This window comes from Limnohabitans sp. Hippo4 (genome assembly GCF_003063605.1).
Taxonomy (GTDB): Bacteria; Pseudomonadota; Gammaproteobacteria; order Burkholderiales; family Burkholderiaceae_C; genus Limnohabitans_A.
The window spans coordinates 24166-48421 of sequence record NZ_NESE01000004.1 but is presented as its reverse complement, the minus strand read 5'-3'; the positions used below and the strand labels follow the sequence as shown (position 1 = coordinate 48421).

The window sequence follows — 24256 nt, the reverse complement described above, 5'->3', positions numbered from 1 at the left end:
CTGAGACAAGCTTTTTTGCAGTGCGCAGAGCACAGGGGAAACACCATGGGTAATCGACTGACACAAATCGCCACACGAACCGGCGATGAAGGCACCACAGGCTTGGGCAATAACCAGCGTGTGTCCAAAAACAGCTTGCGCGTGCATGCCATGGGCGATGTCGATGAATTGAACTCCCACATTGGACTGCTCTTGTGCGAGACCATGCCCGATGATGTCCGTACCCTGTTGGTCGAGGTGCAGCATCAGTTGTTCAATTTGGGTGGCGAGTTGTCCATCCCTGGATTTGAGTTACTGAAAGCAGAAGCGGTGGTGGTCTTGGACGAGGCACTTGAAAAATACAACGCCCAGTTGCCCAAGCTTGAAGAATTTATTTTGCCGGCGGGGAACCGAGCCGCTTCTCAGGCACACATTTGCAGAACGGTCGCCAGACGTGCAGAGCGCGCCACCGTGGCCTTGGGCAATGAAGAGGCTTTGAACGACGCGCCGCGCCAATACCTCAACAGGCTGTCGGATTTGATGTTTGTTCTGTCGCGGGTCTTGAACCGAATGGATGGTGGCAGCGACGTGTATTGGCAAAGCGAGCGCATGAAAAAATAAGCGCAGTCACAAAAGTTGCTGTCACCTACGCGCAAACATTCGGGCTTTTCAGGGTGACAGCAAGCCAGACGCAAGATAGGCTTGCAACATGAACGCTAGCATCCAGTCCACGCCTTATTTGGCTTCGGCCGCCGACTTGCCCAAAGTGGCGCCCCAAGCACCGTTTCCGTTGGTCCCGCAAATTCGCCTGTACCAAAACTGGCTCCAACAAAACCGCGGCATCGTTTTTGATCAGTACCCAGATTTGTGGCGCTGGTCCATCACCGACCTCGATGCATTTTGGCAAAGCATTTGGGATTACTTTGCCATGCAATCCCCCACACCGCATACCGCTGTCTTGGCCAAGAATGCCATGCCCGGTGCAGTGTGGTTTCCTGGCGCTCACGTCAATTACGCCAGTCAAGTATTGAGGCACGTGGACGCTGCGCATGCGGCAGGTTTTCCGGCCTTGATTGCGCAAAACGAAAAGGGACAACATCAAGAAATTTCTTGGCCTGAACTCCGGCGTCAAGTGGCCTCGATGGCCCTTCATTTGAAGGCGCATGGGGTGCAGCCTGGCGATCGCGTGGCAGCGTACTTGCCCAATATTCCAGAAGCCATCGTTGCATTTTTGGCCACCGTCAGTGTGGGTGCTGTGTGGAGCATTTGCGCGCCAGACATGGGTACATTGGCGGTCTTGGACCGGTTCAAACAGATCGAACCCAAAGTGCTGATTGCTTGCGATGGCGTCACGTATGGCGCCAAAGACTACGACCGCATGGCCGTGGTGCAAGAGCTCAAAGATGCATTGCCCTCCGTGCAACATGTGATCGTGCACGACAATTTAGGCGTGGCCGATTTAGCGAGCAATGAAGTGGCTGCAGCCACGCGCTTTTTTCAAACAACGACCAAGCACGGCGCCGATGTCGATGCCTTTGAACCGATGGCCTTGCCGTTTGACCATCCCTTGTGGATTGTTTATTCCAGTGGCACCACCGGATTGCCCAAGCCCATTGTGCATGGTCATGGCGGCACCGTGATCGTGGCCTTGGCACTCAAAATTTTGCACAACGATGTCGGTTGTAGCTATCACCCCAACAGCTGGGGTGAGCGCTTTCATTGGTACAGCTCAACGGGTTGGGTGATGTGGAATGCGCAGGTGGGTGGCTTGTTGAATGGCACCACCTGTGTCATTTACGATGGCAATCCTGGTGGGAGCAAAGACAATCCCGATTGGAGTACCTTGTGGCGATTTGCTGCAGAGAACAAAGTGACCTACTTTGGCGCAGGCGCAGCATTTTTTGCCAATTGCCAAAAGGCAAATTTAGATCTGACGCAATGCGGTGACCTGTCCCGCATCAGAGCTTTGGGTACCACCGGTTCCCCTTTGTCTGCTGATACGCAAAACTGGGGCACACAACAATTCAAACGCATCCAAGCGCAGCATGCCCAAGCGCCTCATTTGCATCGCGAAACAGATGGCGATATCTGGTGGTGCAACATTTCGGGCGGCACCGATTTTTGCGGTGCGTTCATTGGTGGCAACCGCGAACTGCCGCAAGAGGCGGGCGTGATGCAATGCCGTTTGCTCGGTTGCGCAGTTGAAGCGTGGAACGAAGCGGGCGATCCCGTGCACGGTGAGGTGGGCGAGTTGGTGTGCGCGCAACCCATTCCTTCCATGCCTTTGTATTTGTGGAACGATCCCAACAACGCGCGCTACCTGGCCAGTTATTTCGAAATGTATCCTGCAGGCCATGGGCGCAAACCTGGCGGTGGTGATGCGCCGGTTGAGTATGGTGGTGTCTGGCGCCACGGCGATTGGTTGCGCATTGGCGCAGCCGATCAAGGTCAGAACGGCGGCGAAGGCTGTGTGATTTTTGGTCGCAGCGATGCCACCATCAATCGCCATGGTTTGCGCATGGGCACCAGCGAACTCTACAGTGCCGTCGAAGCATTGCCTGAAGTGATCGACAGCATGGTGGTTGATTTGGAATATTTAGGCCGCGAAAGCTACATGCCTTTGTTTGTGGTGTTGCGTCCCGGTTTGCAATTGACGCAAGACATGAAAAACAGTTTGAACAACGCGATCAAAACGGCTTTGAGTCCGCGCTTTGTGCCCAATGAAATTTTTCAAGTGGCAGAAATTCCGCGCACCCTCTCGGGTAAAAAACAAGAGCTGCCCATCAAGAAGCTGATGTTGGGTCAGCCCTTGGAAAAAGTGGTGAACAAAGATGCCATGGCCAATCCCGCATGCTTAGATTGGTATGTGACATTGGCCAAACAACATTTGGCAAAGACGGCATGAAAAAAGCCAGTGTGAGAACACACTGGCTTTGAGCGACATTGAACTGCGCATGAAGGGCAAATTCAGTTTTTGTGCAAGTCGGCGTTCAAGCTGCCCCAGCTCTCAGTGCGGGGAATTACTTGCACCGCACCTGTTTGTGAATCGCGGCGGAACAAGATGCCGTTGCGACCCGACAACTCACGCGCTTTGACCACGCTGCCATCGGGCATCTTCACACGTGTGCCGCCGGTCACATAGCAACCCGCTTCCACCACGCAATCGTCGCCCAATGAAATGCCAATGCCAGAGTTGGCGCCCAGCAAGCAACGCTTGCCAACAGAGATCACTTCTTTGCCGCCACCCGACAAGGTGCCCATGATGGAGGCGCCGCCGCCCACGTCACTTTGATCGTCCACCAACACGCCTGCACTGATGCGACCTTCCACCATGGAAGCGCCCAATGTGCCTGCGTTGAAGTTGCAGAAACCTTCGTGCATGACGGTCGTGCCAGAGGCCAAATGCGCACCCAAGCGCACGCGGTCCACGTTGGCGATGCGAACACCGGAGGGCACCACGTAGTCGGTCATGTAGGGGAACTTGTCCACAGCCTTGACGTCAAACACCACGCGGGCTGCGCGAGCGCGCAAACGTGCGTCTTGCAACTGGTCCAGTGGGCAAGGGCCCATGGAGGTCCAGGCCACATTGGCCAACAGACCAAAGATGCCGGTGACATTGGCTTGGTGTGGCTTGACCAAGCGGTGGCTGAGCAAATGCAAACGCAAAAACACATCGTGTGTGTCTTTGGGTGGCTCGGCCAATGTGGCAATGCTGGTTTTAACAGCGACCACGTTCACGCCGCGCAACTCGCAAGTGCCCAGTGCTTTGATGAAGGACTCGCCCAACTGCGTGCGCACATCAGCCTCACTCAACACGTGGCTGCCGTTTTCTTTGACGCCTTCAGCCAACTGAGGTGCTGGATACCAAGTGTCTAAAACAGTGCCGTCTTTGGCGATGGTGGCCAAGCCGTATGCAACGGCGCCGCTTTGAATCATGGGTGGGGTTTGCATGGGTGTACTCCGCGAAATGTCACGATCCTGTCGTGCGTTGTGAAAAATCAAAACCGAGATTATCGGGCTTTGTGGACGGGTTTGTTTTTATTCAAGCTCAGCCAAGGCAATGCGGCCTTGTTGAAGCCATTGATCTTGGGTGTTTTTAAAGCCCCATTGAATTTGCCTTTGTTGCCAGTCCAATTCGATCATTGCAAAATGGTTTTGTGTCACCAATTCGCCCAAGCGATTGGGGCCGGCCTCCTTTGCGGTCTGCCATGCATGCGTCATGCCGCTGGAAGTGAACTCGTAAAGGGGGTACAAGTTGGCCGACGGGCTTTTATAGACAGCGCCAATGTGGCGATCGCCTGACAACAAAACCACGCCTTTGGCACCTGTGCGCCGAATCACTTGGCGCAGTTTTTCTTGCTCTAAGGGCAAATTGTGCCAACCTTCCCAGCCATGACCTTCCACCACCACCTGTACGCCAGAGACAATGAGGCGAATGTCTGCAGGCGTTTGCAGTTGCGCCGCCAACCATTGCCACTGGACCTCTCCCAGCATGGTTTTGGCAGGGTCCGCATCGGGCACATAGCGTTCTTTGCCAGGCGCATCGCGTTGGTCTGTTCTGCGAAGTGCAGATCGAAATGAGCGCGTGTCCAGCAAGATGACCTGAACGCGCTGTCCTGCGTTACCAAAGCTCATGGCATGGTAGAGACCTTCTCGTGAACGGCGTGGGTCGTTGGCGGGCAAGCGCCAAAAGTCAAGGAAGGCTTTTTTGGATGCTTCTTTGTGTTGAAACTCTGCGCCGCCATCGTTCAGACCCATGTCGTTGTCATCCCAGATGGCCATATGTGGAATGGTTTTGCGGAGTTGCGCAAAACCAGGCTGCGCCGCTTGGGTGGCATAAGCCTGCTCGAGATTGGCCAACTGCCATGGCTGGCTGTCTGCATAGACGGTGTCGCCTCCAAAAATGAACAGATCGGGACGATTGGCCAGAACAGCTTGCCAAATGGGCTGCTCTTTGTTTTGGTTGATGCACGAACCAAATGCAATTTTTTGGATGTGCGTTGGCCAAGCAGGTGTCGTTCCAGATGTCTCCACCAAAGCTTTGTTGTTGCTGGCGCATGCGCCAAGGCCAGACAGCAGCGTGCTGTAGAGGGTGGTCTGGAGCAGTTGACGACGGTCCATGAGGGTCTTGTTCCTTGGCAGTATTGAAAATGTATACGCTCTGGATATTTTATGACTGTTCAGTTCAATTTTGAGTTTCCCTCGCTAAAATGCCCGCATGAACACCGCAGACGCGCCACTTAAAAAGTCATTCAAAGCCCAGATGCTCGAAGCACGTGAGCAAGCCATCACGGCCTCCGTCAACCGCTTGTTGTCGGAAAAAGGCTTTGATGCCATGACTGTGGACGAGGTCGCTGCCGAAGTGGGCATTGCCAAGGCCAGCCTTTACAAACACTTCAATAGCAAAGAAGAATTGGCTTGCGCGGCCATGGTTCAAGCGATGCAGAAGGCCGAGGCATTTTTGTTGGACTTGAACCAAACCGAAGAACAGGGACCTACAAGCTGTGTGTCCATGAACAAACTCATGGCGACGGCGCGTTGGGTTTTGCAGTTGAAATTGGCCGGTGAAATGCCAAGCTTGCCTAGCCAAAACTCCACGTTGCGCGCCAGTTTGATGGGCAGCAAGCCTTACATGGATGGCTTGATGAAGGTCAGCGATTTGTTGGGTGCATGGATTTTGCAAGCGCAAAAAGAAGGCTTCATCAATCAGGCATTACCACCTTTGGCCGTGCTTTACACACTGTATGCCAGGGCCTGTGATCCGGTGGTGGAGTTTTTGAAGATGAGTGAGCTTCACACCGACGAGGAAATCATTGACATCATCATGACCACTTGTTTTGCTGGCTTGAGTGCACGGGCCAATTAAGCCCAAGTCATCCAAAATCACCCACAGTATCAAGCATCAACGCGCCAAATTTTGCGCGCTTCAAATGCCAGTTGTTCATTCTTGCGTGCATAGCCCAAAGGGTTGGCCACCACTCGGCAACCCGCGTGCACATAGTCATGTGCGCAATGCAAATGACCATGCAACCACAGATTGGCTTTGGGCAACAAGTGGTCCAGCGCGTTGCAAAAGCCTGCGGTACCGGGCGTTAAACCGTAACGAGGGTCGGCACTTTTCAAGCTGGGTGCGAAGTGTGTCACGACCACTGTCACGCCTTCAAAGGGTTCTGACAATGCTTGGGTTAGCCACGCTTGATCGGCCTGCGCTTGTGCTCTGACTGCATCCGATAAAAAAGGTTTCCCGTCGAGTGTGGTGCCCGTTTTGCGCAAATAGAAATCGGCGGCACGCTCTGCTTTTTCGCGGGCTTTGAGTTGTTGCGTGAGGAGCCCTTGCAGGGGCACCAAGGCTTCAAAATCACTCCACAAAGTGCAGCCGATCAATCGCACACCGTTCATCACCTTCACACGCCGATGCAGCCAAGTGATTTGCAAACGCTCACAGGTTTCTTGCAATCGTGCGTGAGCTTCTTCAAAGGGCATGCCATCGTATTCGTGATTGCCAGGCACAAAGAAAACGGGTACTGGCCATGCGGCCAAATCTGCGCGAGGTGAAAACCGAGCCAGACCAAAATCTTGGTCACCTTGAGTGACCAGCATGGAGCCTTCTTGATAGGAACCAATGTCACCGGCCAAAATCAAGACGTCGGCACCCGGTGCAAATTCGGGCACAAAATGTGGGTGAGTTTCCAGATGAAGGTCTGACAGCAATTGAATGTTCATCATCTGCCCTGATCTTTGAAGACATCGTGCGCAATGTTGATCAGCACATCGCGCAACCACATATGTTCACTCTGTGCATGTTTGCGGCGATGCCACAAAGCGTCCACGTGCAAAGTCGGAACCTTGAATGGCAAATTGCACAAATAAAACTCTTTTGAAATGCCTGTGGTGGGCACAAAGTGACGCGGCAACACGGTTAGCGAATCGGAGTTCACCACCACGCGTCCAGCGGTGAAAAACTGATTCACGGTCATCACCACACGCCGTTGTTTGCCAATCGATGCCAAAGCTTCGTCAATGAAGCCATACGGCCGACCCGAAAAGCTCACCAGCAAATGGCGCGCATTGCAAAAATCTTCCAGCGTGATTTCTTTCTTCGCCAGTGGATGGTCTTTGCGCATCACACACACATATTCGCCGTCGTACAAGCGGTGATGTTCAAAGGCGGTGGCTTCACCGATTTGTGCACGGGCCGTCAAGTCGGCCAAGACAGCTGGAAAATAACCCAAGGCCAAGTCCACTACACCGTTTTCTAACAAGCCCCTGGGGTCGCGCGTGGTGAGCGGCAAAACGCGCACCGAAATGTTGGGCGCGTGATGTTCAAGCTCTTGTGCAAGGCCGCCCATCAATTCAGCCGCGGTGGCATCGGCCATGGCCAACACAAACGAGTTGCGCGCTTGGCTAGGCACAAACTGTTGTGGCACCAAGGCAGATTGGAGTTGGTCCAGTGCCTCTCGCACGCTAGGCCACAAAGTCAAGGCAAAAGGCGTTGGCGTAATGCCTTGGCCATCACGGCGAACCAAATCATCGCCCAGGGTTTCACGCAAGCGGCGCAAGGCATTGCTGACCGCGGGTTGCGTGATGGACAGGTTGCGCGCCGCTTTGGTCAAGCTGCGCTCCGCCATCACCTCGTCAAAAACCCGAAGCAGGTTCAGATCCAGGGTGCGGAAGTTGGTTTGTATGGCTTCAATCATTTCCGTTGTGAATGATAAGCATCATGAATATAAAGTTGAACAATATCAGAGTAAACCCTATGATTCAAGCATTGACCGGGCAAATGATGCGTTTTTGCATCAACCCCAGATCTGCAAAGCATTCAATCTCGCAAAGAGGAAACGTCATGAACCACAATTTTGTTCACTTAGAGTACCCCCTGACCCACCCCGGTGTTGACCGTGCTGAAAAAGTTGTCAACAACTTCAAGCGCTTGAGCGACACCTTCAGCCCCACACGCACTTTGGCCATCATGCTGTTGGCTGCTGTTCTGGCGGCATTCGTTGTGGTGGCCGATCAGATGATTGACACATGGGCCGAAGGTCACTTGTTGGCCGCATGGGTTGCACTGTGGGCTGTGGTGTTTGCGGCAGTGGGTTTGTTCGCTGGCGTTTCCAAGTCAGTGGCCATTCAGTTGAAAACTGGCTTGGACCGTTGGGCGGCCAGCGCTGCACAACGTCGCTCTGATGAGCGTCTGTGGGCCATTGCACAAACGGATGCTCGCTTGATGTCGGAGTTGCAAATTGCCACGTCGCGCAGCGATGAGGAAACTCTGTTGGGCGAGAACAGCACACAACGCCGAGTGGCCCGTTTGTTGAACCAACGCCAGTACTACATCTGATCCTGTGTTGGCGTTCAGCCTGGCTGGACGTCAATGATCCATGCCTCCTTCGGGAGGTTTTTTTCGCCTGCTCAGGACGCATCACTGCGTCACCGATTTTTGCGAAGCCAAGTAGATGCCAGGCAAGATCATGGCAGCCCCCATGGCATGGTGCCAACCCAAGGTCTCACCCAAGAACAGCCAAGCGACCAAACTGCCATACAAAGGGCCCATGTACAGGCTGGCCGCGACGCGACTGGCGCCCAATGTTTTTTGACAAAAACCATAAGCCCAGTAAGCACCCACTCCTGGAAAAAGCGCTGCGGTGATGACAAGTAGGCTGGCCGTCCAACTCCAATCGGCATGAGCTGTGGTCACCCATTCCGTCAAAGCAAAGGGCAACAGAACCAAGCTGCCCCCCATGCAAGTGGCAGCCAATCGTGCTGTGGAGCTCAAGGGGCTTGCCCATTTTTTCAGCAGCAAAGCATAAGCAGCCCACGACACCATGGCCATCACAATCAGGCCATCGCCCAGTACCCAGACCACTTGCGACAGGGCCGTCCACTGGCCTTTGACGACCACATGCAAGACGCCCAACAAGGCCAGCACCACACCGAAACCTTGACGCCAAGAGAAGCTTTCTTTGAGGCCCACCACAGCGCCAAGGGTGATCAAGACAGGAGATGCGGCATAGATCAAGGCAATGTTGATGGCCGTGGTGGTTTCAGCCGCCCAATAAACCCAAGCACCACAAATGAGCATGCCCAATGTACCCAGTGCCAAATATTGAGGCCAAACTTTGGTGGCGTGATGGCGCTCCCGCCAAAGCTCGCTGCGCGAGATGGCGGCCAAGATGAGCCCCGCCAAGAACCATCGGCCCAGTGCGAGCACGTGGGGGCTGATGATGCCTGGCGCAGTTCTGGCGACCACGTAGTTCACCGACCACATGGCCGGTGTGAACCACAACAAAGCTTGCGCCAGTTTGAGGCGCGAGGCAGCGTTTGTCAGACCGCCGCTAAGCGCTGTTCCAACGCTGCTTTGGTGTCGAGCAAAGCCTTGGGCATGTTGTAAGCCAACTGCTCAAAGTGGGTCGTGTGCAATTGCAACTCTTGTTGCCACGCGGCTTTGTCAATGCTGGTGACGGTTTTGAATTGGTCGGCTGTGAAATTCAAGCCGGTCCAGTTCAGTTCGCCATAAGTTGGCGTGATGCCAAACATGGTTTCTTGACCTTGGGCCTGACCTTCTAAGCGGTCGATCATCCACTTCAAAACGCGCATGTTGTCGCCGTAACCGGGCCACACAAACTTGCCGGCTTCGTCTTTGCGGAACCAGTTGACGCAGTAAATGCTGGGCAACTTGTGACCGCCCGCTTCAATCTTGGCGCCCACGTCCAACCAGTGTTGGAAATAGTCGCTCATGTTGTAACCGCAGAAGGGCAACATGGCAAAAGGATCGCGGCGAACCACGCCTTGTGCACCAAATGCAGCGGCAGTGGTTTCAGAGCCCATGGTAGCGGCCATGTAAACGCCTTCGGTCCAATTGCGTGCTTCTGTGACCAAAGGCACGGTGGTGGAGCGGCGACCGCCAAAGATGAAGGCGTCGATCGACACGCCAGCCGCATCGTCCCATGCGGGGTCGAGTGCGGGGTTGTTGGTGGCAGCCACTGTGAAACGCGCATTGGGGTGCGCCGCTTTGGCGCCCGTGTCTTTGGCAATCTGGGGGGTCCAGTCTTTGCCTTGCCAGTCGATCAAATGGTCTGGCAATTTGCCGGTGTCTTTGTCCATGCCTTCCCACCAGACGTCGCCGTCATCGGTCAAAGCCACATTGGTGAAGATCACGTTCTTGTCCAAGCTGGCCATGCAGTTGGGGTTGGTGTGGTGGTTGGTGCCTGGTGCCACGCCAAAGTAACCTGCTTCGGGGTTAATGGCCATCATCTTGCCGTTGGCTTGAGGTTTGATCCAAGCGATGTCGTCGCCAATGGTGGTGACTTTCCAGCCATTGAAACCTTCGGGCGGCACCAACATCGAGAAATTGGTTTTGCCACACGCACTGGGGAAAGCCGCAGCCACGTGGTACTTTTTGCCTTGAGGATTGGTCACGCCCAAAATGAGCATGTGCTCGGCCAACCAACCTTGTTCGCGGCCCATGCTGGACGCGATGCGCAAAGCCAAGCATTTTTTGCCCAACAAAGCATTGCCGCCGTAGCCGGAACCGTAAGACCAAATCTCGCGTGTTTCAGGGTAGTGAACGATGTACTTGACGGTGGGGTTGCAAGGCCAAGACGTGGTGTCTTTGGCGCCATTGACCAAAGGTGCGCCCACGGTGTGCAAGCAAGGCACGAACTCACCATCGGTGCCAATGACGTCGAACACCGCTTTGCCCATGCGCGTCATGAGCTTTTGATTCACGGCCACATAGGCGCTGTCGGTCAACTCAATGCCAACGTGTGCAATGTGAGAACCCAAGGGGCCCATAGAGAATGGCACAACGTACATGGTTCGGCCTTGCATGCAACCATCGAACAAAGGGTTCAAGGTTTTGCGCATCTCGGCGGGGGCCATCCAGTTGTTGGTGGGGCCGGCGTTCTCTTTCTTTTCAGAGCAGATGTAAGTGCGGTCTTCAACACGGGCCACATCCGAGGGGTCTGAGCAAGCCAAGAAGCTGCCAGGACGCTTGGCAGGATTGAGCTTTTTGAAGGTGCCACTGTCAACCAACTGTTGGCACAGGCGGTCGTATTCTTCTTCGGAGCCGTCACACCAGTAAACATTGGCGGGCTTGCACAAGGCAGCCATTTCAGCCACCCAAGCAATCAGCTTGGGGTTTTTAACGTACGTGGGTGTATTCAGGTTCAAGCCCTGCATCACGGGTGAGTTCATGGGAAAAGCTCCAAAGTTTAAAAATCGTTTTTTGCAAATGTCCTCTTCTGCACAGTTTCCTGGGCGATGGCAAACGACACTTGCAAAAAACGACCAAAGCGCGCCAAAAGGCACGCTTGGCTGGTCAATTTCCAACGGCAATGTACCCTTCTTGTAACCAGACTTGAATTTTAGGGAGGCTGACCTGAATTGGGAATGACTAATTGCCGAATCAGCTCAAAATATATGCAAAACTTGCATAAAGTTGGCCGGCGCTATGTCAGCCTCAGCCTTTGCAGATTCTCAAGACGTCTTGCCCGTAGGCTTCCAGCTTTTTAGCGCCCAGGCCGCTGATGCCATGCAGGTCTTCGGGGTTTTGGGGTGAAGCTGCAGCAATGGCGGCCAAAGTGGCATCGTGAAAAATGACATAGGCAGGCAAGTTGTGTTCTTTGGCCACTTCGGCCCGCCATGCTTTGAGGTTGATGTAGCGTACCAAGGCGTCTTGACTGAGGTTGGCGGCAGCGGGGCCAGGGGCCTGCGGTTTACGGCTGCGCTTTTCGGGTTTTTGGCTTAAAGACTCACGCAACTGCACACTGACCTCCCCTTTCAGAACCGCACGTGAGCCTTCGGTGAGTTGCAGGGTGTTGAAGACCTGTCCTTGCACATTCAAAGCACCCATGGCAATCAGTTGGCGTAAAACGCCGCGCAATTGAATTTCGCTAAAGTTAGCGCCGATACCGAAGGTGCTGAGTTGTGTATGCCCGTATTGCGTGACCTTTTCGGTGGCCTTGCCCCGCAAGATGTCCATGATGTGGCCGGCACCAAAAGAAAAACCACTGTGTTGTTGAGCGCGGAAAACGGTGGAGAGCAATTTGCGGGCTGCATCGGTGCCATCCCAAACGGCGGGTGGGTTCAAACAGTTGTCGCAATTGCCACAGGGCTGGCTGACTTCATCAAAATAAGACAGCAAGCGAACACGTCTGCAATCGGTGGCTTCGGCCAATGCCAACAAGGCATCCAATTTGCCGCGCATGACTTGCTTGAAGTTTTCTTCGGCGGGACTTTCATCGATCATGCGGCGTTGGTTCACCACATCTTGCAAACCATAAGCCATCCAGGCATCTGCACGCAAACCGTCGCGCCCTGCACGGCCTGTTTCTTGATAATAGCCTTCGATGTTTTTGGGCATGTCCAGATGCGCCACAAATCGAACATCCGGTTTGTCGATGCCCATGCCAAATGCAATGGTGGCCACCATGACAACACCTTCGTCGCGCAAAAAACGGTCTTGGTGTTTTTGCCTCAGGGCCGCGTCTAGGCCGGCGTGATACGGCAGGGCATCGATGCCGGTTTGGGCCAACATCTCGGCCACTTCTTCAACCCGTTTGCGTGACTGGCAATACACAATGCCAGCCTCACCTTCGTGCTCGCGCTCGATGAATCGCAGCAGTTGGGTAGACGCATCTTTTTTCTCGACGATGGTGTAGCGAATGTTGGGGCGATCGAAGCTGCTGATGAAGAGTTGGGCTTCTTCAAGTTGCAGTCGTTCAATGATGTCGGCACGTGTAAGGGCGTCGGCAGTGGCCGTTAAGGCAACACGCGGTACGCCTGGAAAACGTTCATGCAAAACAGTGAGGCTGCGGTACTCGGGGCGGAAATCATGGCCCCATTGGCTGACGCAATGCGCTTCGTCAATGGCAAACAAGCTGAGAAGGCCTTGGGCATACAGCGAATCGAGTTGTGCCAAAAAGCGGGGTGTGTTGATGCGCTCTGGGGCAGCATACAAAAGCGTGATGTCGCCTTTGCGCAAGCGTTGTTCGATGGCACTGGTTTCGTCTGGGCTGAGCGTGGAGTTTAAAAATGCGGCACTGACACCCGCCTCATGCAATGCGCCCACTTGATCGTGCATGAGCGCAATGAGCGGCGACACCACAATGGCGATGCCCAAGCCAGCTTGCTGCCTGGCAATGGCGGGAATTTGGTAACACAAACTTTTGCCGCCGCCAGTTGGCATGAGAACCAAGGCATCGTGTCCGCCGGTGACATGCGAGATGATGTCTTGCTGGGGGCCTCTGAACGACTCGTAGCCAAACACCTCACTGAGAATGCGCAGGATGTTGCTAGAGGGCGTGGATAAAACAGAGCTTGTCACAGCGGGTATTGTCCACCATGTGATTGCCTGGATTTTGTAGACGGTTGACGCCGCCTTGCATTCTTAAGTCAATGCAAGATTCGCGGCGTTAAGAATTGCGGTTCAGGTGGTCTTGAACTGCGTGGCTTTGATCACATTGGTCCAACGGACCACTTCGTCGGCAATGAATTTTTCGGGGTCTGCCAAAGTGAAGGGGTCAGCGCCGGCTTTTTCAAGGTCCAGCAAAAAAGCGGGGTCGTTGCGCACCTTGTTGTGCGTGGCGCGCAAAAAGTCCATCACCTCGCGCGGCACGCCGGCGGGTGTGAACACCGCATTGAAAACTTGCACGCGCATGTCTGGAATACCCGCCTCAACCGATGTTGGAATTTCAGGTGCCGCTTTAAGGCGTGCATCGCTGTTGACGCTCAAAATGCGTGCGCGACCTGCACGGTGCTGCGCCAGTACTGCAGACGACATGATGGGCGTGATCATGGGGACATGGCCTGCCACCAAATCTTGCATGGCGGGACCGCCGCCTTTGTAGGGGACATGCTGCACATTGAGCTTGCCGCCTTGCAGTTTGAACAGTTCACCTGTGAGGTTGGTGATGGTGCCTGGGCCGGCTGAGCCATAGGCGTACTTGCCGGGGCTGGCCTTGATCAAATTCACCAACTCTTTGAGATTGTTGGCCGGCACGCTGGGGTTGACCACGATGCAGGTGGGATTGATGCTGACCATGCCAACCAAATTGAAGTCTTTGATCGCGTCGTAGGTGGCCGTGCCAGAAGCCAGAGGATTGATGATTTGAGTGGAAGAAGTGCCCAGCAAGAGGGTGTAACCATCGGCCTTGGCTCGGGAGGCTTCTGCTGCGCCAATGGCCCCGCCAGCGCCCGCTTTGTTGTCGACAATGAAATTGGCACCGGTATGCGCAATGGCAAATTTGACCCACAAGCGGCCAATGATGTCGCCATCGCCACCCGGGGCGAAAGGCACAATGACCTTAATAGGGCGTTCGGGAAATTTGGCTTGGGAGAAGGCGGCGGAGGGTGTTAAACCAGAGAGCAGGGCGCTGCCACTCAAGGCCAAAAATTGACGTTTTTTCATGTACTCAATATAGAGAGATTGGCAACAAGCTTCAATTGGGGGTGGGCCTGACTGTGACGAATTCTCATGAGTCAGTTTGTTTTTCTACAATAGGGGGATGAAAGCCTTGAATTACACCCGCGCGAAAGCCCTGCCAGAAATTCTGGAAAAACGCATTGCCATTTTGGACGGCGCCATGGGCACCATGATTCAGCGCTTCAAATTGAGCGAGGCCGATTACCGCGGTGAGCGCTTCAAAGACTTTGCCAAAGACGTAAAGGGCAACAACGAGCTGCTGAGCCTCACGCGCCCAGATGTGATCCGTGACATTCACGAAGGCTATCTGACCGCTGGCGCAGACATGATCGAAACCAATACGTTTGGTGCAACCACCATTGCGCAAGAAGACTACAACATGGCCGACTTGGCCATCGAAATGAACCGGGCCTCTGCGGCCTTGGCCCGTGCAGCATGCGACAAGTTTTCAACACCAGAGAAACCACGCTTTGCCGTTGGCGCTTTGGGCCCCACTCCCAAAACAGCCAGCATCAGTCCTGATGTGAACGATCCTGGCGCACGCAACGTGGACTTTGAAACTTTGCGCAAAGCCTATTACGAGCAAACCCAGGCCTTGGTAGAAGGCGGCGTGGATGTGTTGTTGGTGGAAACCATCTTTGACACCTTGAATGCCAAAGCTGCCTTGTTTGCCATTGAGGAATATTTTGAAGCCAGTGGCGAACGCTTGCCCCTCATCATCAGCGGCACCGTGACCGACGCCTCGGGTCGCATTTTGAGTGGTCAAACCGTCACCGCCTTTTGGCACAGTGTGCGCCATGCGCGCCCCTTGGCCATTGGTTTGAATTGCGCATTGGGCGCGACCTTGATGCGCCCGTATGTCCAAGAGTTGGCCAAAGTGGCAGAGGACACCTTCATCAGTTGCTACCCCAACGCGGGCTTGCCCAACCCCATGAGTGAGACCGGCTTTGATGAAACGCCAGAAGTCACCAGCCGTTTGCTGCATGAGTTTGCCGCGGAAGGTTTGGTCAACATTGTGGGCGGCTGTTGCGGCACCACGCCAGATCACATCGATGCCATTCAAAAGGCCGTGGGTCCATTGGCACCCAGAGGCTTGCACACGGCGGCGTTTTACAAAGAGGCGGCCTGATCGTCCCGTTTAGCCAGTTAAAATAAGCCATCTCCAAGGAGCGTTGCAGCTCGCCGCCCATCAAGGTTGCGAGTCAGGCTTGGAGTTCAATCTGGGGCATACCCCATTCTTATTGCAAACCACGCTCACCTGCGATCCAAGAGGTGAGTTGTGTCTTCAGTTGCTGTTCCCCCGTTAAAACTGTCTGGCTTAGAGCCGGTTCAAATCGGCACGGGTACTCTTTTCGTGAACATTGGTGAGCGCACCAATGTCACAGGCTCCAAAGCCTTCGCCCGCATGATTTTGAATGGCGAGTACGAGCAAGCCTTGGCCGTGGCCCGTCAGCAGGTGGAAAACGGCGCACAAATCATTGACATCAACATGGACGAAGCCATGTTGGACAGCCAAGCGGCCATGGTTCGTTTCTTGAACCTCATTGCCTCCGAGCCCGACATTGCCCGCGTGCCCATCATGATCGACTCCTCCAAATGGAGTGTGATTGAAGCGGGTCTGCGCTGCATTCAAGGCAAAGGCATCGTCAACTCCATCAGCATGAAAGAAGGCCTAGATGCCTTCAAGCAGCAAGCACAGTTGATCAAGCGCTATGGCGCTGCAGCGGTGGTGATGGCGTTTGATGAAAAAGGCCAGGCTGACACCTACCAACGCAAAATAGAAATTTGCGAACGCGCCTACCGCGTGCTGGTCGATGAGGTGGACTTTCCACCCGAAGACATTATTTTTGATCCGAACATTTTTGCCATTGCCACCGGCATTGAAGAGCACAACAACTACGCCGTTGACTTTATTGAAGCCACGCGCTGGATCAAACAAAATTTGCCAGGCGCCAAAGTGTCGGGCGGTGTGTCCAATGTGTCGTTCAGCTTCCGCGGCAACGACCCTGTGCGCGAAGCCATTCACACGGTGTTTTTGTACCACGCCATTCAAGCGGGCATGGACATGGGCATTGTCAATGCCGGCATGGTGGGCGTGTACGACGAGCTAGAACCTGACTTGCGTGAGCGTGTGGAAGACGTGGTGTTGAATCGCCGTCCCGACGCGGGTGAGCGTTTGGTGGAAGTGGCAGAAAATGCCAAAGGTGCCGCCAAAGATGATTCACAAAAGCTAGCTTGGCGCGGCACACCCGATGCGCCCGTGTCTGTATCGGCACGCCTGTCACATGCCTTGGTGCACGGCATTACCGACTTCATCACCGAAGACACCGAAGAAGCCTATCAAGAAATTTTGGCCAAGAACGGCCGACCGCTGCATGTGATTGAAGGCCCGCTCATGGATGGCATGAACGTGGTGGGCGATTTGTTTGGTCAAGGCAAGATGTTCTTGCCGCAAGTGGTCAAGTCTGCGCGGGTCATGAAGCAAGCCGTTGCGCACCTAGTGCCCTACATCGAAGAAGAAAAACGCCAGCAAGAAGCTGCCGGTCAAGACGTGAAGTCCAAAGGCAAGATTGTGATTGCCACCGTCAAAGGCGACGTGCACGACATTGGCAAGAACATCGTGACCGTGGTGCTTCAGTGCAACAACTTTGACGTGGTCAACATGGGCGTGATGGTGCCTTGTCATGAAATTTTGGCCAAGGCCAAAGAAGAAAATGCTGACATCATTGGCTTGTCCGGTCTCATCACCCCCAGCTTGGAAGAGATGCAGTACGTGGCCAGCGAGATGCAAAAGGACGCGCATTTCCGTTTGCGCAAAATGCCTTTGCTGATTGGTGGCGCCACCACCAGCCGCGTGCACACGGCCGTCAAAATTGCACCGCATTATGAAGGCCCGGTGGTCTATGTGCCCGATGCCTCGCGCAGCGTGAGCGTGGCGCAAGGTTTGTTGTCTGACCAAGCGGCTGCGTACATTGACGAACTCAATGCCGACTACGCCAAAGTGCGTGAGCTGCACGCCAACAAAAAGCAAACGCCGATGTGGCCATTGGCCAAAGCGCGTAGCAACAAAACCAACATCGACTGGAACGCGTTCAAGTCACCTACGCCCAAGTTCATTGGTCGCCGTGTGTTCAAGAATTTTGACCTGGCTGAGTTGGCGCGTTACATCGACTGGGGCCCCTTCTTCCAAACTTGGGATTTGGCCGGCCCGTACCCCGCCATTTTGAAAGACGAAGTGGTGGGCGTGGAAGCACAAAAGGTGTTCAATGATGCGCAGAAGATGCTGCACAAAATCATTGAAGGCCGTTGGCTCACCGCGCACGGTGTGATGGGCTTGTATCCTGCCAACAGCGTGAACCACGACGACATTGCTTTGTATGCCGATGAGTCGCGTCAAACGCCTGTGCTCACCTGGCATGGCCTGCGTCAACAAACAGAAAAGCAAACGGGCAAGCCCAGCCGTTGTTTGGCAGATTTTGTGGCGCCTTTGCTTGACGCAAAAGGTCAACCTACCAAACTACAAGACTACGTTGGCGTTTTTGCAGTCACTGCGGGCATTGGTGTTGAAAAACGCGAACAAGCTTTTGAAGCGGCACATGACGACTACAGCGCCATCATGCTCAAGGCTTTGGCCGATCGTTTTGCCGAAGCCTTTGCAGAGTGCCTGCACGAGCGCGTGCGCAAAGATTTGTGGGGCTACGCCGCCACAGAAGACGCATCGCTTGACGATTTGATTGCTGAAAAATACCAAGGCATCCGACCTGCACCAGGCTATCCTGCGTGCCCAGACCACTCCGTCAAAAAGCAAATGTTTGAACTCTTGCAATGCGAAGAGATTGGCATGGGCCTCACAGAGAGCTTGGCCATGACGCCTGCCGCCAGCGTGTCCGGTTTTTACCTCAGCCACCCCGACAGTCAATACTTCAACGTGGGCAAAGTGAGTGAAGACCAGGTCCAAGATTTGGCCAAACGTCAGAACTTGAAAGTGGCAGACATTCAGAGATTGTTGGCGCCTAATCTGTGAGCGCCTTCATGTGTGCTTGGTGCGCGCACTTTTGCGCCCACCACAAACACGCTACGCCCAAAACGCCGGCCAGCAACATCCAACGCAGGCCGTGCGCATAGCCCACCTCGGGTGTCCACATCAAACCCAAAGCCCAAGGGGCTACAGCGCGCCCCATGGCCAATGGCACACCCAACACGCCATTGAGTTGTCCCACATGGTCGCGACTGACATATTGCGCCATGGCAGTGCCTTTGACGATGGTGTTCAGACCATTGCCGAGGCCATAAAACGTGACGAACAGCAAAGCCGCCCAGGGAGCCAATCCACCCATAACCAAAAACACCAAGCCCAGAGGTACCAGGCATGGAATCCATCGGTTGGCAGCATGAACATCCAAATGTTTTTCAAACAAAAACAACAAGAAACGCCCCAGCACTTGAATGGCGCCAATGGAAGCTGGAATGGCAATGACCCACGCTGGTGACAGGTGCGCTTCTTCCAACAAACTCACCATGTGTGCAGGCAATGCAGAGCTGACAATGGCGGTCATCAGCATGAAGCCCGCCAGCAACCAAAAGGGCGCGCGCTTTAAATGCACTTTGATGGAAACTGTTGGTGTGGCGAGGCGCGCATTTGAATCTGCATTGGCGTCTGGACTTGTGATTGCATGTACAAGCGCCTTTTGAGGCGCTGCACCTTTCAGCAACCATGCATGCAAGGGCATGCAGATCAGCCACTGCATCAATGCCAAGACCCACAAGGCATGCCGCCAGCCCAAGCTTTGAATCAACCAAGACGACAGCGGTATGAACACCGTGCTGGCCAATCCGCCCAAGAAAGTCATGATGATGATGGCGCGCCGAAAGTCATTTGGAAACCGTCGCGTGACCACGGCAAACACGGGCGCGTACAAGGTGGCGGACATGCCCAAGCCCAGGCCTAACCACACCGCATAAAAGCCCACAAGGCTGTCAATGAAGCTGTGTGCCAACAAACACAATCCCACCCAAGCAGACCCCCAAGTCATCACCCGGCGTTCGTGACCGCGGTCGATCCAGCGCCCTATGGCATAAGCCATCAGACCATCTGCCAACAAGGCCAAACTGAAACCCAGTGAAGCATCTGCGCGGCTGAGGCCCAGCTCGCGCTCCACCGGTCCCATGATCAATGAGAAGGTGTAAAACACGCTGCCCCAAGTGATCAATTGAGCCCAAGACAGCCAAACTGCAAAGGGCGCTAATTCGGGAGCGTGATGAGAGATTCTTGTGAGATCCCAGTACGGCCTGATTCTGCGCATGACTGCATTATCGGTGCGCTGCGAACGGCCTGCGATATTGAACAGCCTCAGCGATGTGCACAGACAAAATGTCTTGACGCTCTGCCAAGTCGGCAATCGTTCTGGCAATTTTCAGAACGCGGTGGGTGCTTCGGCCACTCCACGAAAAATGTGTGGCCACTTGGGTCAGGTAGGCCGCAGCCTCTGGGCCTAATTTGCCATGAAGGTCGAGCGCCGCCCCGCTGAGCGCTTGATTGGTACAGCCTTGCCGCTGAAGTGATCTGCGCCTCACCCGATCACAACGCGTCTTGATGGTGGCGGTGCTTTCTCCCACCGTTGCATGGATCAACTGTGCAGCACTTTGGCTGGGAACCTCGATGTGCAGATCAATTCGGTCAAGCAAGGGTCCGCTGATTTTGTTGCTGTAGCGGTGCACTTGATCGGGGGTACATCGGCAAATGGGGCCTTCCTGACCTGGCGTTCGAACCTGGCCTGCATAGCCGCAGGGGCAAGGGTTCATGGCGGCAATCAACTGAAAACGTGCAGGAAACTCAGCCGAATGTGCTGCGCGTGAAATGGTGACGCTGCCCGACTCTAAGGGTTCGCGCAAAGCCTCCAATGCGGACCTTGGAAATTCAGGCAGCTCATCCAAAAACAAAACGCCATGGTGCGCCAAGGAAATTTCGCCGGGGCGGGGCGGTGAGCCACCACCGACCAATGCCACGGCACTGGCCGAGTGATGGGGATGGCGTGTGGGGCGTTTCAGCCAATTTGCAATTTGAAAGCGCCCAGCCAAACTGGCCACCGATGCTGTTTCCAAAGCCTCATCCACGCTCAAATCGGGCAACAAGCCGGCGAAGCGATGCGCCAACATCGACTTGCCTGAACCTGGAGGACCCACCATGAGCAAACTGTGTCCACCCGCTGTTGCAATTTCCAATGCGCGCTTGGCACCTGTTTGGCCTTTGACATCGGCCAAGTCCAAGGCCGGCGTGAAGACTGCCTGAGGCGGGTGCACGGGCTCTGGCAGGCGCTCCCAAGTGCTGGTGGCGTCATCGGATGTTTGACCTACTGGCAAAAACGGCTGAGCCACTTCTCGCAAATGTTTGGCCCGGTAAACCGTGGCGCCAGGCACCAAAGCAGCCTCCTCGGCACTGCCAGGGGGCAACACCAAGTGGGGCGCATTTGCCAGCTTGTAGAGTGCCAAACCCATGACCAATGCCCCACGCACGGGCCTCAGCGCGCCGGACAAGGACAACTCGCCAGCAAACTCATAGCGATGCAGTCGGCTACCGTCAATTTGCCCACTGGCCGCCAAGATCCCCAGTGCGATGGGCAAATCAAAGCGACCTGAATCTTTGGGCAAGTCGGCGGGCGCTAAATTGACCGTGATTCGCTGGTTGTTGGGGAATTCAAAGCCTGAATTCAACAAGGCGGACCGTACCCGTTCCCTGGCCTCTTTGACTTCGACATCGGCCAAACCCACCAATGTGAAGCTGGGCAATCCATTGGCCAAATGCACCTCGACGGTGACGGCAGGGGATAGAAGGCCCACCAAGGCCCTACTTTGCACCAAAGAAAGACGCATAAACACTCCTTGCACCAAACCGGTGCGAGGTGTGTAAGGCTGGAATCAGCCGGACCTAGGGCGGTGCAAAGCCCATTGGAACACCGGTCTCTACAAAATGCACCCCCGTCAGAGGGGCGAGCGGGTTCAGCAGGCAGGCCTTTTACGCTTTGGCATGCTAAATGCTTGAACCCACCATTCTCATTCTTATTTAACAGGAGCTCCCAATGAAAAAGATCGTTACCCCCTTGATGTTGGCCATGTCTTTGGCCGCTGCTGGCAGTGCATTTGCCCAAGCCGCCCCCGCAGAACCCGAGTCTTCTTTGTCATTCAATGTAGGCGGCGTGAACGAATACCGTTACCGCGGCATTTCACAAAGCCGTATGGACCCCGCATTGCAAGGCGGTGCAGACTACGCAGACAAGAGCGGCGTTTATGTAGGCGTTTGGGCTTCTAGCATCAAGTGGATCAAAGACTCTGGTGGTAAATCCAATGCAGAAGTTGACTACTACGGTGGTTACAAGTTCTCCGTGGGCGAAGTTGCTTACGACGTGGGCTTCTTGCACTATGAATATTCTGGCAATGGCTTGGCTGTGAGCGCCAACACCAATGAGTTGTATGGCGCCGTCACCATGGGCCCCACCACATTGAAGTATTCACAAAGCACAGGCAATTTGTTTGGCTTTGCCAACAGCAAAGGCAGCTCTTATGTGGACCTGACCGCCAATTTTGATTTGGGTGATGGCTACACATTCACACCTCACCTCGGCTACCAAAGTGTCAAAGGCGCTGGTAACAGCATTTACTCGTACACAGACGCAGCCCTGACATTGGGCAAAGACTTGGGCAATGGTTTGGCCGCTTCTGCTGCTGTCATTGGCACCAACGCCAAAACCGGTTCTTACGTCAGCCCCGCTGGCAAGCAATTGGGCAAAGCCGGCTTGGTTGTTGGCCTCAAGTACACGTTCTAATTTTCTGAATTACAAGGAGCCATCATGAAACTGGTGACCGCCATCATTAAACCCTTCAAGCTGGACGAGGTGCGTGAAGCCCTGTCTGGTATTGGTGTACAAGGCATTACTGTGACCGAAGTCAAAGGCTTTGGTCGCCAAAAGGGCCACACCGAGCTGTACCGCGGTGCTGAGTACGTGGTTGATTTCTTGCCCAAGGTCAAGATTGAAGCCGCCGTCTCTAACGAGTTGGTCGAGCGCGTGATCGAAGCCATTGAATCGGGTGCTCGCACCGGCAAGATTGGTGACGGCAAAGTGTTTGTGTACGACTTGGAACAAGTCATTCGCATTCGCACCGGTGAAACTGGGGCTGAAGCCCTTTGATGGCCCAGAAAGAGAGAACAGAATGAAAAAATTACTAGCCTCCCTCGCATTGGGATTGACGCTGTGTTTTGGCGGTGCGGCATTTGCACAAACTGCCCCAGCAGCGGAAGCAAAAGTAGAAGCCAAAGCGGAAGCCAAGCCTGAAGCCAAAGCTGAAGCAACAGCTCCTGCCACTGCGCCTGCCGCAGCACCCGCAGCCGCTGAAGCAGCACCTGCCATTGTTCCTAACAAAGGCGATACAGCTTGGATGATGGTTTCCACCATCTTAGTGATCTTGATGGTCGTGCCAGGCTTGGCTTTGTTCTATGGCGGCTTGGTCCGCAGCAAGAACATGTTGTCAGTGCTGATGCAAGTCATGGTCACTTTCTCCTTGATCACTGTGTTGTGGTTCATCTACGGCTACAGCTTGGCGTTCACTGAAGGCAATGCTTACATTGGTGGTCTGGATCGCTTGTTCATGAACGGCATCTGGGACAACGCAACGGGTACCTTTGCCAACGCTGCGACTTTCAGCAAAGGCGTCGCCATTCCTGAAATTACCTTCGCGGGTTTCCAAGCCACTTTCGCTGGCATCACTTGTGCCTTGATCGTGGGTGCATTTGCAGAGCGCATGAAGTTCTCCGCAGTCTTGCTCTTCATGACTTTGTGGTTCACTTTCAGCTACTTGCCCGTCGCACACATGGTCTGGTTCTGGATGGGTCCTGACGCTTACACAGCGAAAGAAGTTGTGGACGAAATGAACAGCAAAGCCGGCATGATCTGGCAATGGGGTGCCCTCGACTTCGCTGGCGGTACCGTGGTTCACATCAATGCTGCGGTGGCTGGTTTGGTTGGTGCCTTCATGGTTGGCAAGCGCATTGGTTATGGCCGCGAAGCCATGGCACCTCACTCTTTGACATTGACCATGGTTGGTGCCTCCTTGTTGTGGGTGGGCTGGTTCGGTTTCAACGCGGGCTCTGCCCTCGAAGCCAACGGTTTTGCAGCCCTTGCTTTCGTGAACACTTTGTTGGCCACAGCCGCTGCCGTGTTGGCATGGTGTGTCGGTGAAGCGCTGATGCGTGGCAAAGCCTCTATGTTGGGTGCTGCATCCGGTGCAGTGGCTGGTTTGGTGGCCATCACGCCAGCGGCTGGCAACGTCGGTATCGGCGGCGCCTTGGTGATTGGCATCATTGCTGGCTTCGCATGTTTATGGGGCGTCAATGGCCTGAAGAAAATGTTGGGCGCAGATGACTCCTTGGACGTCTTCGGTGTTCACGGCGTGGGCGGTATCGTCGGCGCGTTGCTCACCGGTGTGTTCAATTCACCAGCCTTGGGCGGCCCTGGCTTCGTGGCCGACTGGGTCACAGCCACTGGCATCACAGCTGCTGATTACTCCATCGCTGCACAAGTTTGGACACAAGCCAAAGCCGTGCTCGTGACAGTTGTCTGGTCTGGTGTGGTTTCCTTTGTGGCTTTCAAGTTGGTTGACCTGACTGTTGGACTGCGTGTTTCTGAAGAAGCAGAGCGCGAAGGTTTGGACATCAGCTCACACGGCGAAACTGCTTATCACGGTTAATCTGTCAAGATTTCCCAAAGACTTTCCGAGAAGTTAGTCTCCATCCTCACAGCCCGCTTCGGCGGGCTTTTTTTCGCCTGTTGTTTTTGTTACCAAGGGTTACATACCCAAATTAAT

At 54.6% G+C, this 24256-nt stretch carries 19 protein-coding genes and 1 riboswitch; of the genes, 9 read left to right on the top strand and 10 right to left on the bottom strand.

Features of this window, described 5'->3' with window-relative positions; translation table 11 throughout:
* The first annotated feature begins 45 nt into the window (after positions 1-45).
* The gene (locus B9Z46_RS11225) at positions 46-600 is read left to right on the top strand and encodes a cob(I)yrinic acid a,c-diamide adenosyltransferase (RefSeq protein ID WP_055359449.1); all 555 of its coding nucleotides are present in this window, start codon (positions 46-48) and stop codon (positions 598-600) included.
* A gap of 88 nt (positions 601-688) precedes the next feature.
* Positions 689-2884 carry an acetoacetate--CoA ligase gene (locus B9Z46_RS11220; RefSeq protein ID WP_108256552.1) on the top strand — a complete coding sequence of 732 codons (2196 nt, stop codon included), beginning with the start codon at positions 689-691 and terminating at the stop codon, positions 2882-2884.
* Between the two features lie 62 nt (positions 2885-2946).
* On the opposite strand, the gene dapD is transcribed toward B9Z46_RS11220, so the two are convergent.
* Positions 2947-3930, bottom strand: a complete 984-nt coding sequence (dapD, locus tag B9Z46_RS11215) for a 2,3,4,5-tetrahydropyridine-2,6-dicarboxylate N-succinyltransferase (protein ID WP_108256550.1) — start codon at positions 3928-3930, stop codon at positions 2947-2949.
* Positions 3931-4017: 87 nt separating this feature from the next.
* Positions 4018-5100 carry an alkaline phosphatase D family protein gene (locus B9Z46_RS11210; protein ID WP_108256548.1) on the bottom strand — a complete coding sequence of 361 codons (1083 nt, stop codon included), beginning with the start codon at positions 5098-5100 and terminating at the stop codon, positions 4018-4020.
* Between the two features lie 97 nt (positions 5101-5197).
* Here B9Z46_RS11210 and B9Z46_RS11205 point away from each other — a divergent pair, with 97 nt between their 5' ends.
* On the top strand, positions 5198-5845 hold the full coding sequence (locus B9Z46_RS11205) for a TetR/AcrR family transcriptional regulator (protein WP_108256546.1): 648 nt from the start codon (positions 5198-5200) through the stop codon (positions 5843-5845).
* Between the two features lie 29 nt (positions 5846-5874).
* Here B9Z46_RS11205 and B9Z46_RS11200 read toward each other — a convergent pair whose 3' ends face one another.
* Both B9Z46_RS11200 and B9Z46_RS11195 read right to left on the bottom strand, forming a co-directional pair.
* Entirely contained in the window at positions 5875-6702 is an 828-nt protein-coding gene (locus B9Z46_RS11200) for a metallophosphoesterase (RefSeq protein WP_108256860.1), read from the bottom strand.
* Positions 6702-7676 carry a LysR family transcriptional regulator gene (locus tag B9Z46_RS11195; protein WP_199220596.1) on the bottom strand — a complete coding sequence of 325 codons (975 nt, stop codon included), beginning with the start codon at positions 7674-7676 and terminating at the stop codon, positions 6702-6704. Before B9Z46_RS11195 ends, B9Z46_RS11200 begins: the two co-directional genes overlap by 1 nt.
* Before the next feature lie 146 nt (positions 7677-7822).
* Here B9Z46_RS11195 and B9Z46_RS11190 point away from each other — a divergent pair, with 146 nt between their 5' ends.
* The gene (locus B9Z46_RS11190) at positions 7823-8317 is read left to right on the top strand and encodes a hypothetical protein (protein ID WP_055359454.1); all 495 of its coding nucleotides are present in this window, start codon (positions 7823-7825) and stop codon (positions 8315-8317) included.
* A gap of 81 nt (positions 8318-8398) precedes the next feature.
* Here B9Z46_RS11190 and B9Z46_RS11185 read toward each other — a convergent pair whose 3' ends face one another.
* The 4 genes from B9Z46_RS11185 to B9Z46_RS11170 form a co-directional block, all read right to left on the bottom strand.
* Entirely contained in the window at positions 8399-9265 is an 867-nt protein-coding gene (locus B9Z46_RS11185; protein WP_233245993.1) for a DMT family transporter, read from the bottom strand.
* A gap of 35 nt (positions 9266-9300) precedes the next feature.
* Complete coding sequence (locus B9Z46_RS11180; RefSeq protein ID WP_055359456.1) at positions 9301-11172, bottom strand: phosphoenolpyruvate carboxykinase (GTP); 1872 nt, start codon at positions 11170-11172, stop codon at positions 9301-9303.
* A 265-nt stretch (positions 11173-11437) separates the two neighbouring features.
* Complete coding sequence (recQ, locus tag B9Z46_RS11175; protein ID WP_233245992.1) at positions 11438-13303, bottom strand: DNA helicase RecQ; 1866 nt, start codon at positions 13301-13303, stop codon at positions 11438-11440.
* A gap of 102 nt (positions 13304-13405) precedes the next feature.
* The gene (locus B9Z46_RS11170; protein WP_108256538.1) at positions 13406-14386 is read right to left on the bottom strand and encodes a tripartite tricarboxylate transporter substrate binding protein; all 981 of its coding nucleotides are present in this window, start codon (positions 14384-14386) and stop codon (positions 13406-13408) included.
* Between the two features lie 97 nt (positions 14387-14483).
* Here B9Z46_RS11170 and B9Z46_RS11165 point away from each other — a divergent pair, with 97 nt between their 5' ends.
* Positions 14484-15530 (top strand): homocysteine S-methyltransferase family protein, encoded by a 1047-nt coding sequence (locus B9Z46_RS11165; protein WP_108256536.1) that lies wholly within the window; start codon positions 14484-14486, stop codon positions 15528-15530.
* A gap of 29 nt (positions 15531-15559) precedes the next feature.
* Positions 15560-15664: riboswitch (S-adenosyl-L-homocysteine riboswitch) on the top strand.
* A gap of 16 nt (positions 15665-15680) precedes the next feature.
* A complete protein-coding gene (gene metH, locus B9Z46_RS11160; RefSeq protein WP_108256534.1) occupies positions 15681-18425 on the top strand; it encodes a methionine synthase in 2745 nt (914 codons plus the stop codon).
* Here the strand turns inward: metH and B9Z46_RS11155 are convergent.
* A complete protein-coding gene (locus tag B9Z46_RS11155) occupies positions 18415-19704 on the bottom strand; it encodes an MFS transporter (protein WP_108256532.1) in 1290 nt (429 codons plus the stop codon). The two genes, metH and B9Z46_RS11155, sit on opposite strands and share 11 nt — an antisense overlap.
* A 7-nt stretch (positions 19705-19711) precedes the next feature.
* The gene (locus B9Z46_RS11150; protein WP_108256530.1) at positions 19712-21271 is read right to left on the bottom strand and encodes a YifB family Mg chelatase-like AAA ATPase; all 1560 of its coding nucleotides are present in this window, start codon (positions 21269-21271) and stop codon (positions 19712-19714) included.
* Between the two features lie 206 nt (positions 21272-21477).
* Here B9Z46_RS11150 and B9Z46_RS11145 point away from each other — a divergent pair, with 206 nt between their 5' ends.
* The 3 genes from B9Z46_RS11145 to B9Z46_RS11135 are packed head-to-tail and all read left to right on the top strand — an operon-like array spanning position 21478 to position 24139.
* Positions 21478-22221 (top strand): TorF family putative porin, encoded by a 744-nt coding sequence (locus tag B9Z46_RS11145; protein WP_108256528.1) that lies wholly within the window; start codon positions 21478-21480, stop codon positions 22219-22221.
* A 24-nt stretch (positions 22222-22245) separates the two neighbouring features.
* Positions 22246-22584 carry a P-II family nitrogen regulator gene (locus B9Z46_RS11140; protein WP_055359463.1) on the top strand — a complete coding sequence of 113 codons (339 nt, stop codon included), beginning with the start codon at positions 22246-22248 and terminating at the stop codon, positions 22582-22584.
* 22 nt (positions 22585-22606) lie between these two features.
* Positions 22607-24139: an ammonium transporter gene (locus tag B9Z46_RS11135; RefSeq protein WP_108256526.1), complete on the top strand. Its 1533-nt coding sequence runs from the start codon at positions 22607-22609 to the stop codon at positions 24137-24139.
* Positions 24140-24256 lie beyond the last annotated feature (117 nt).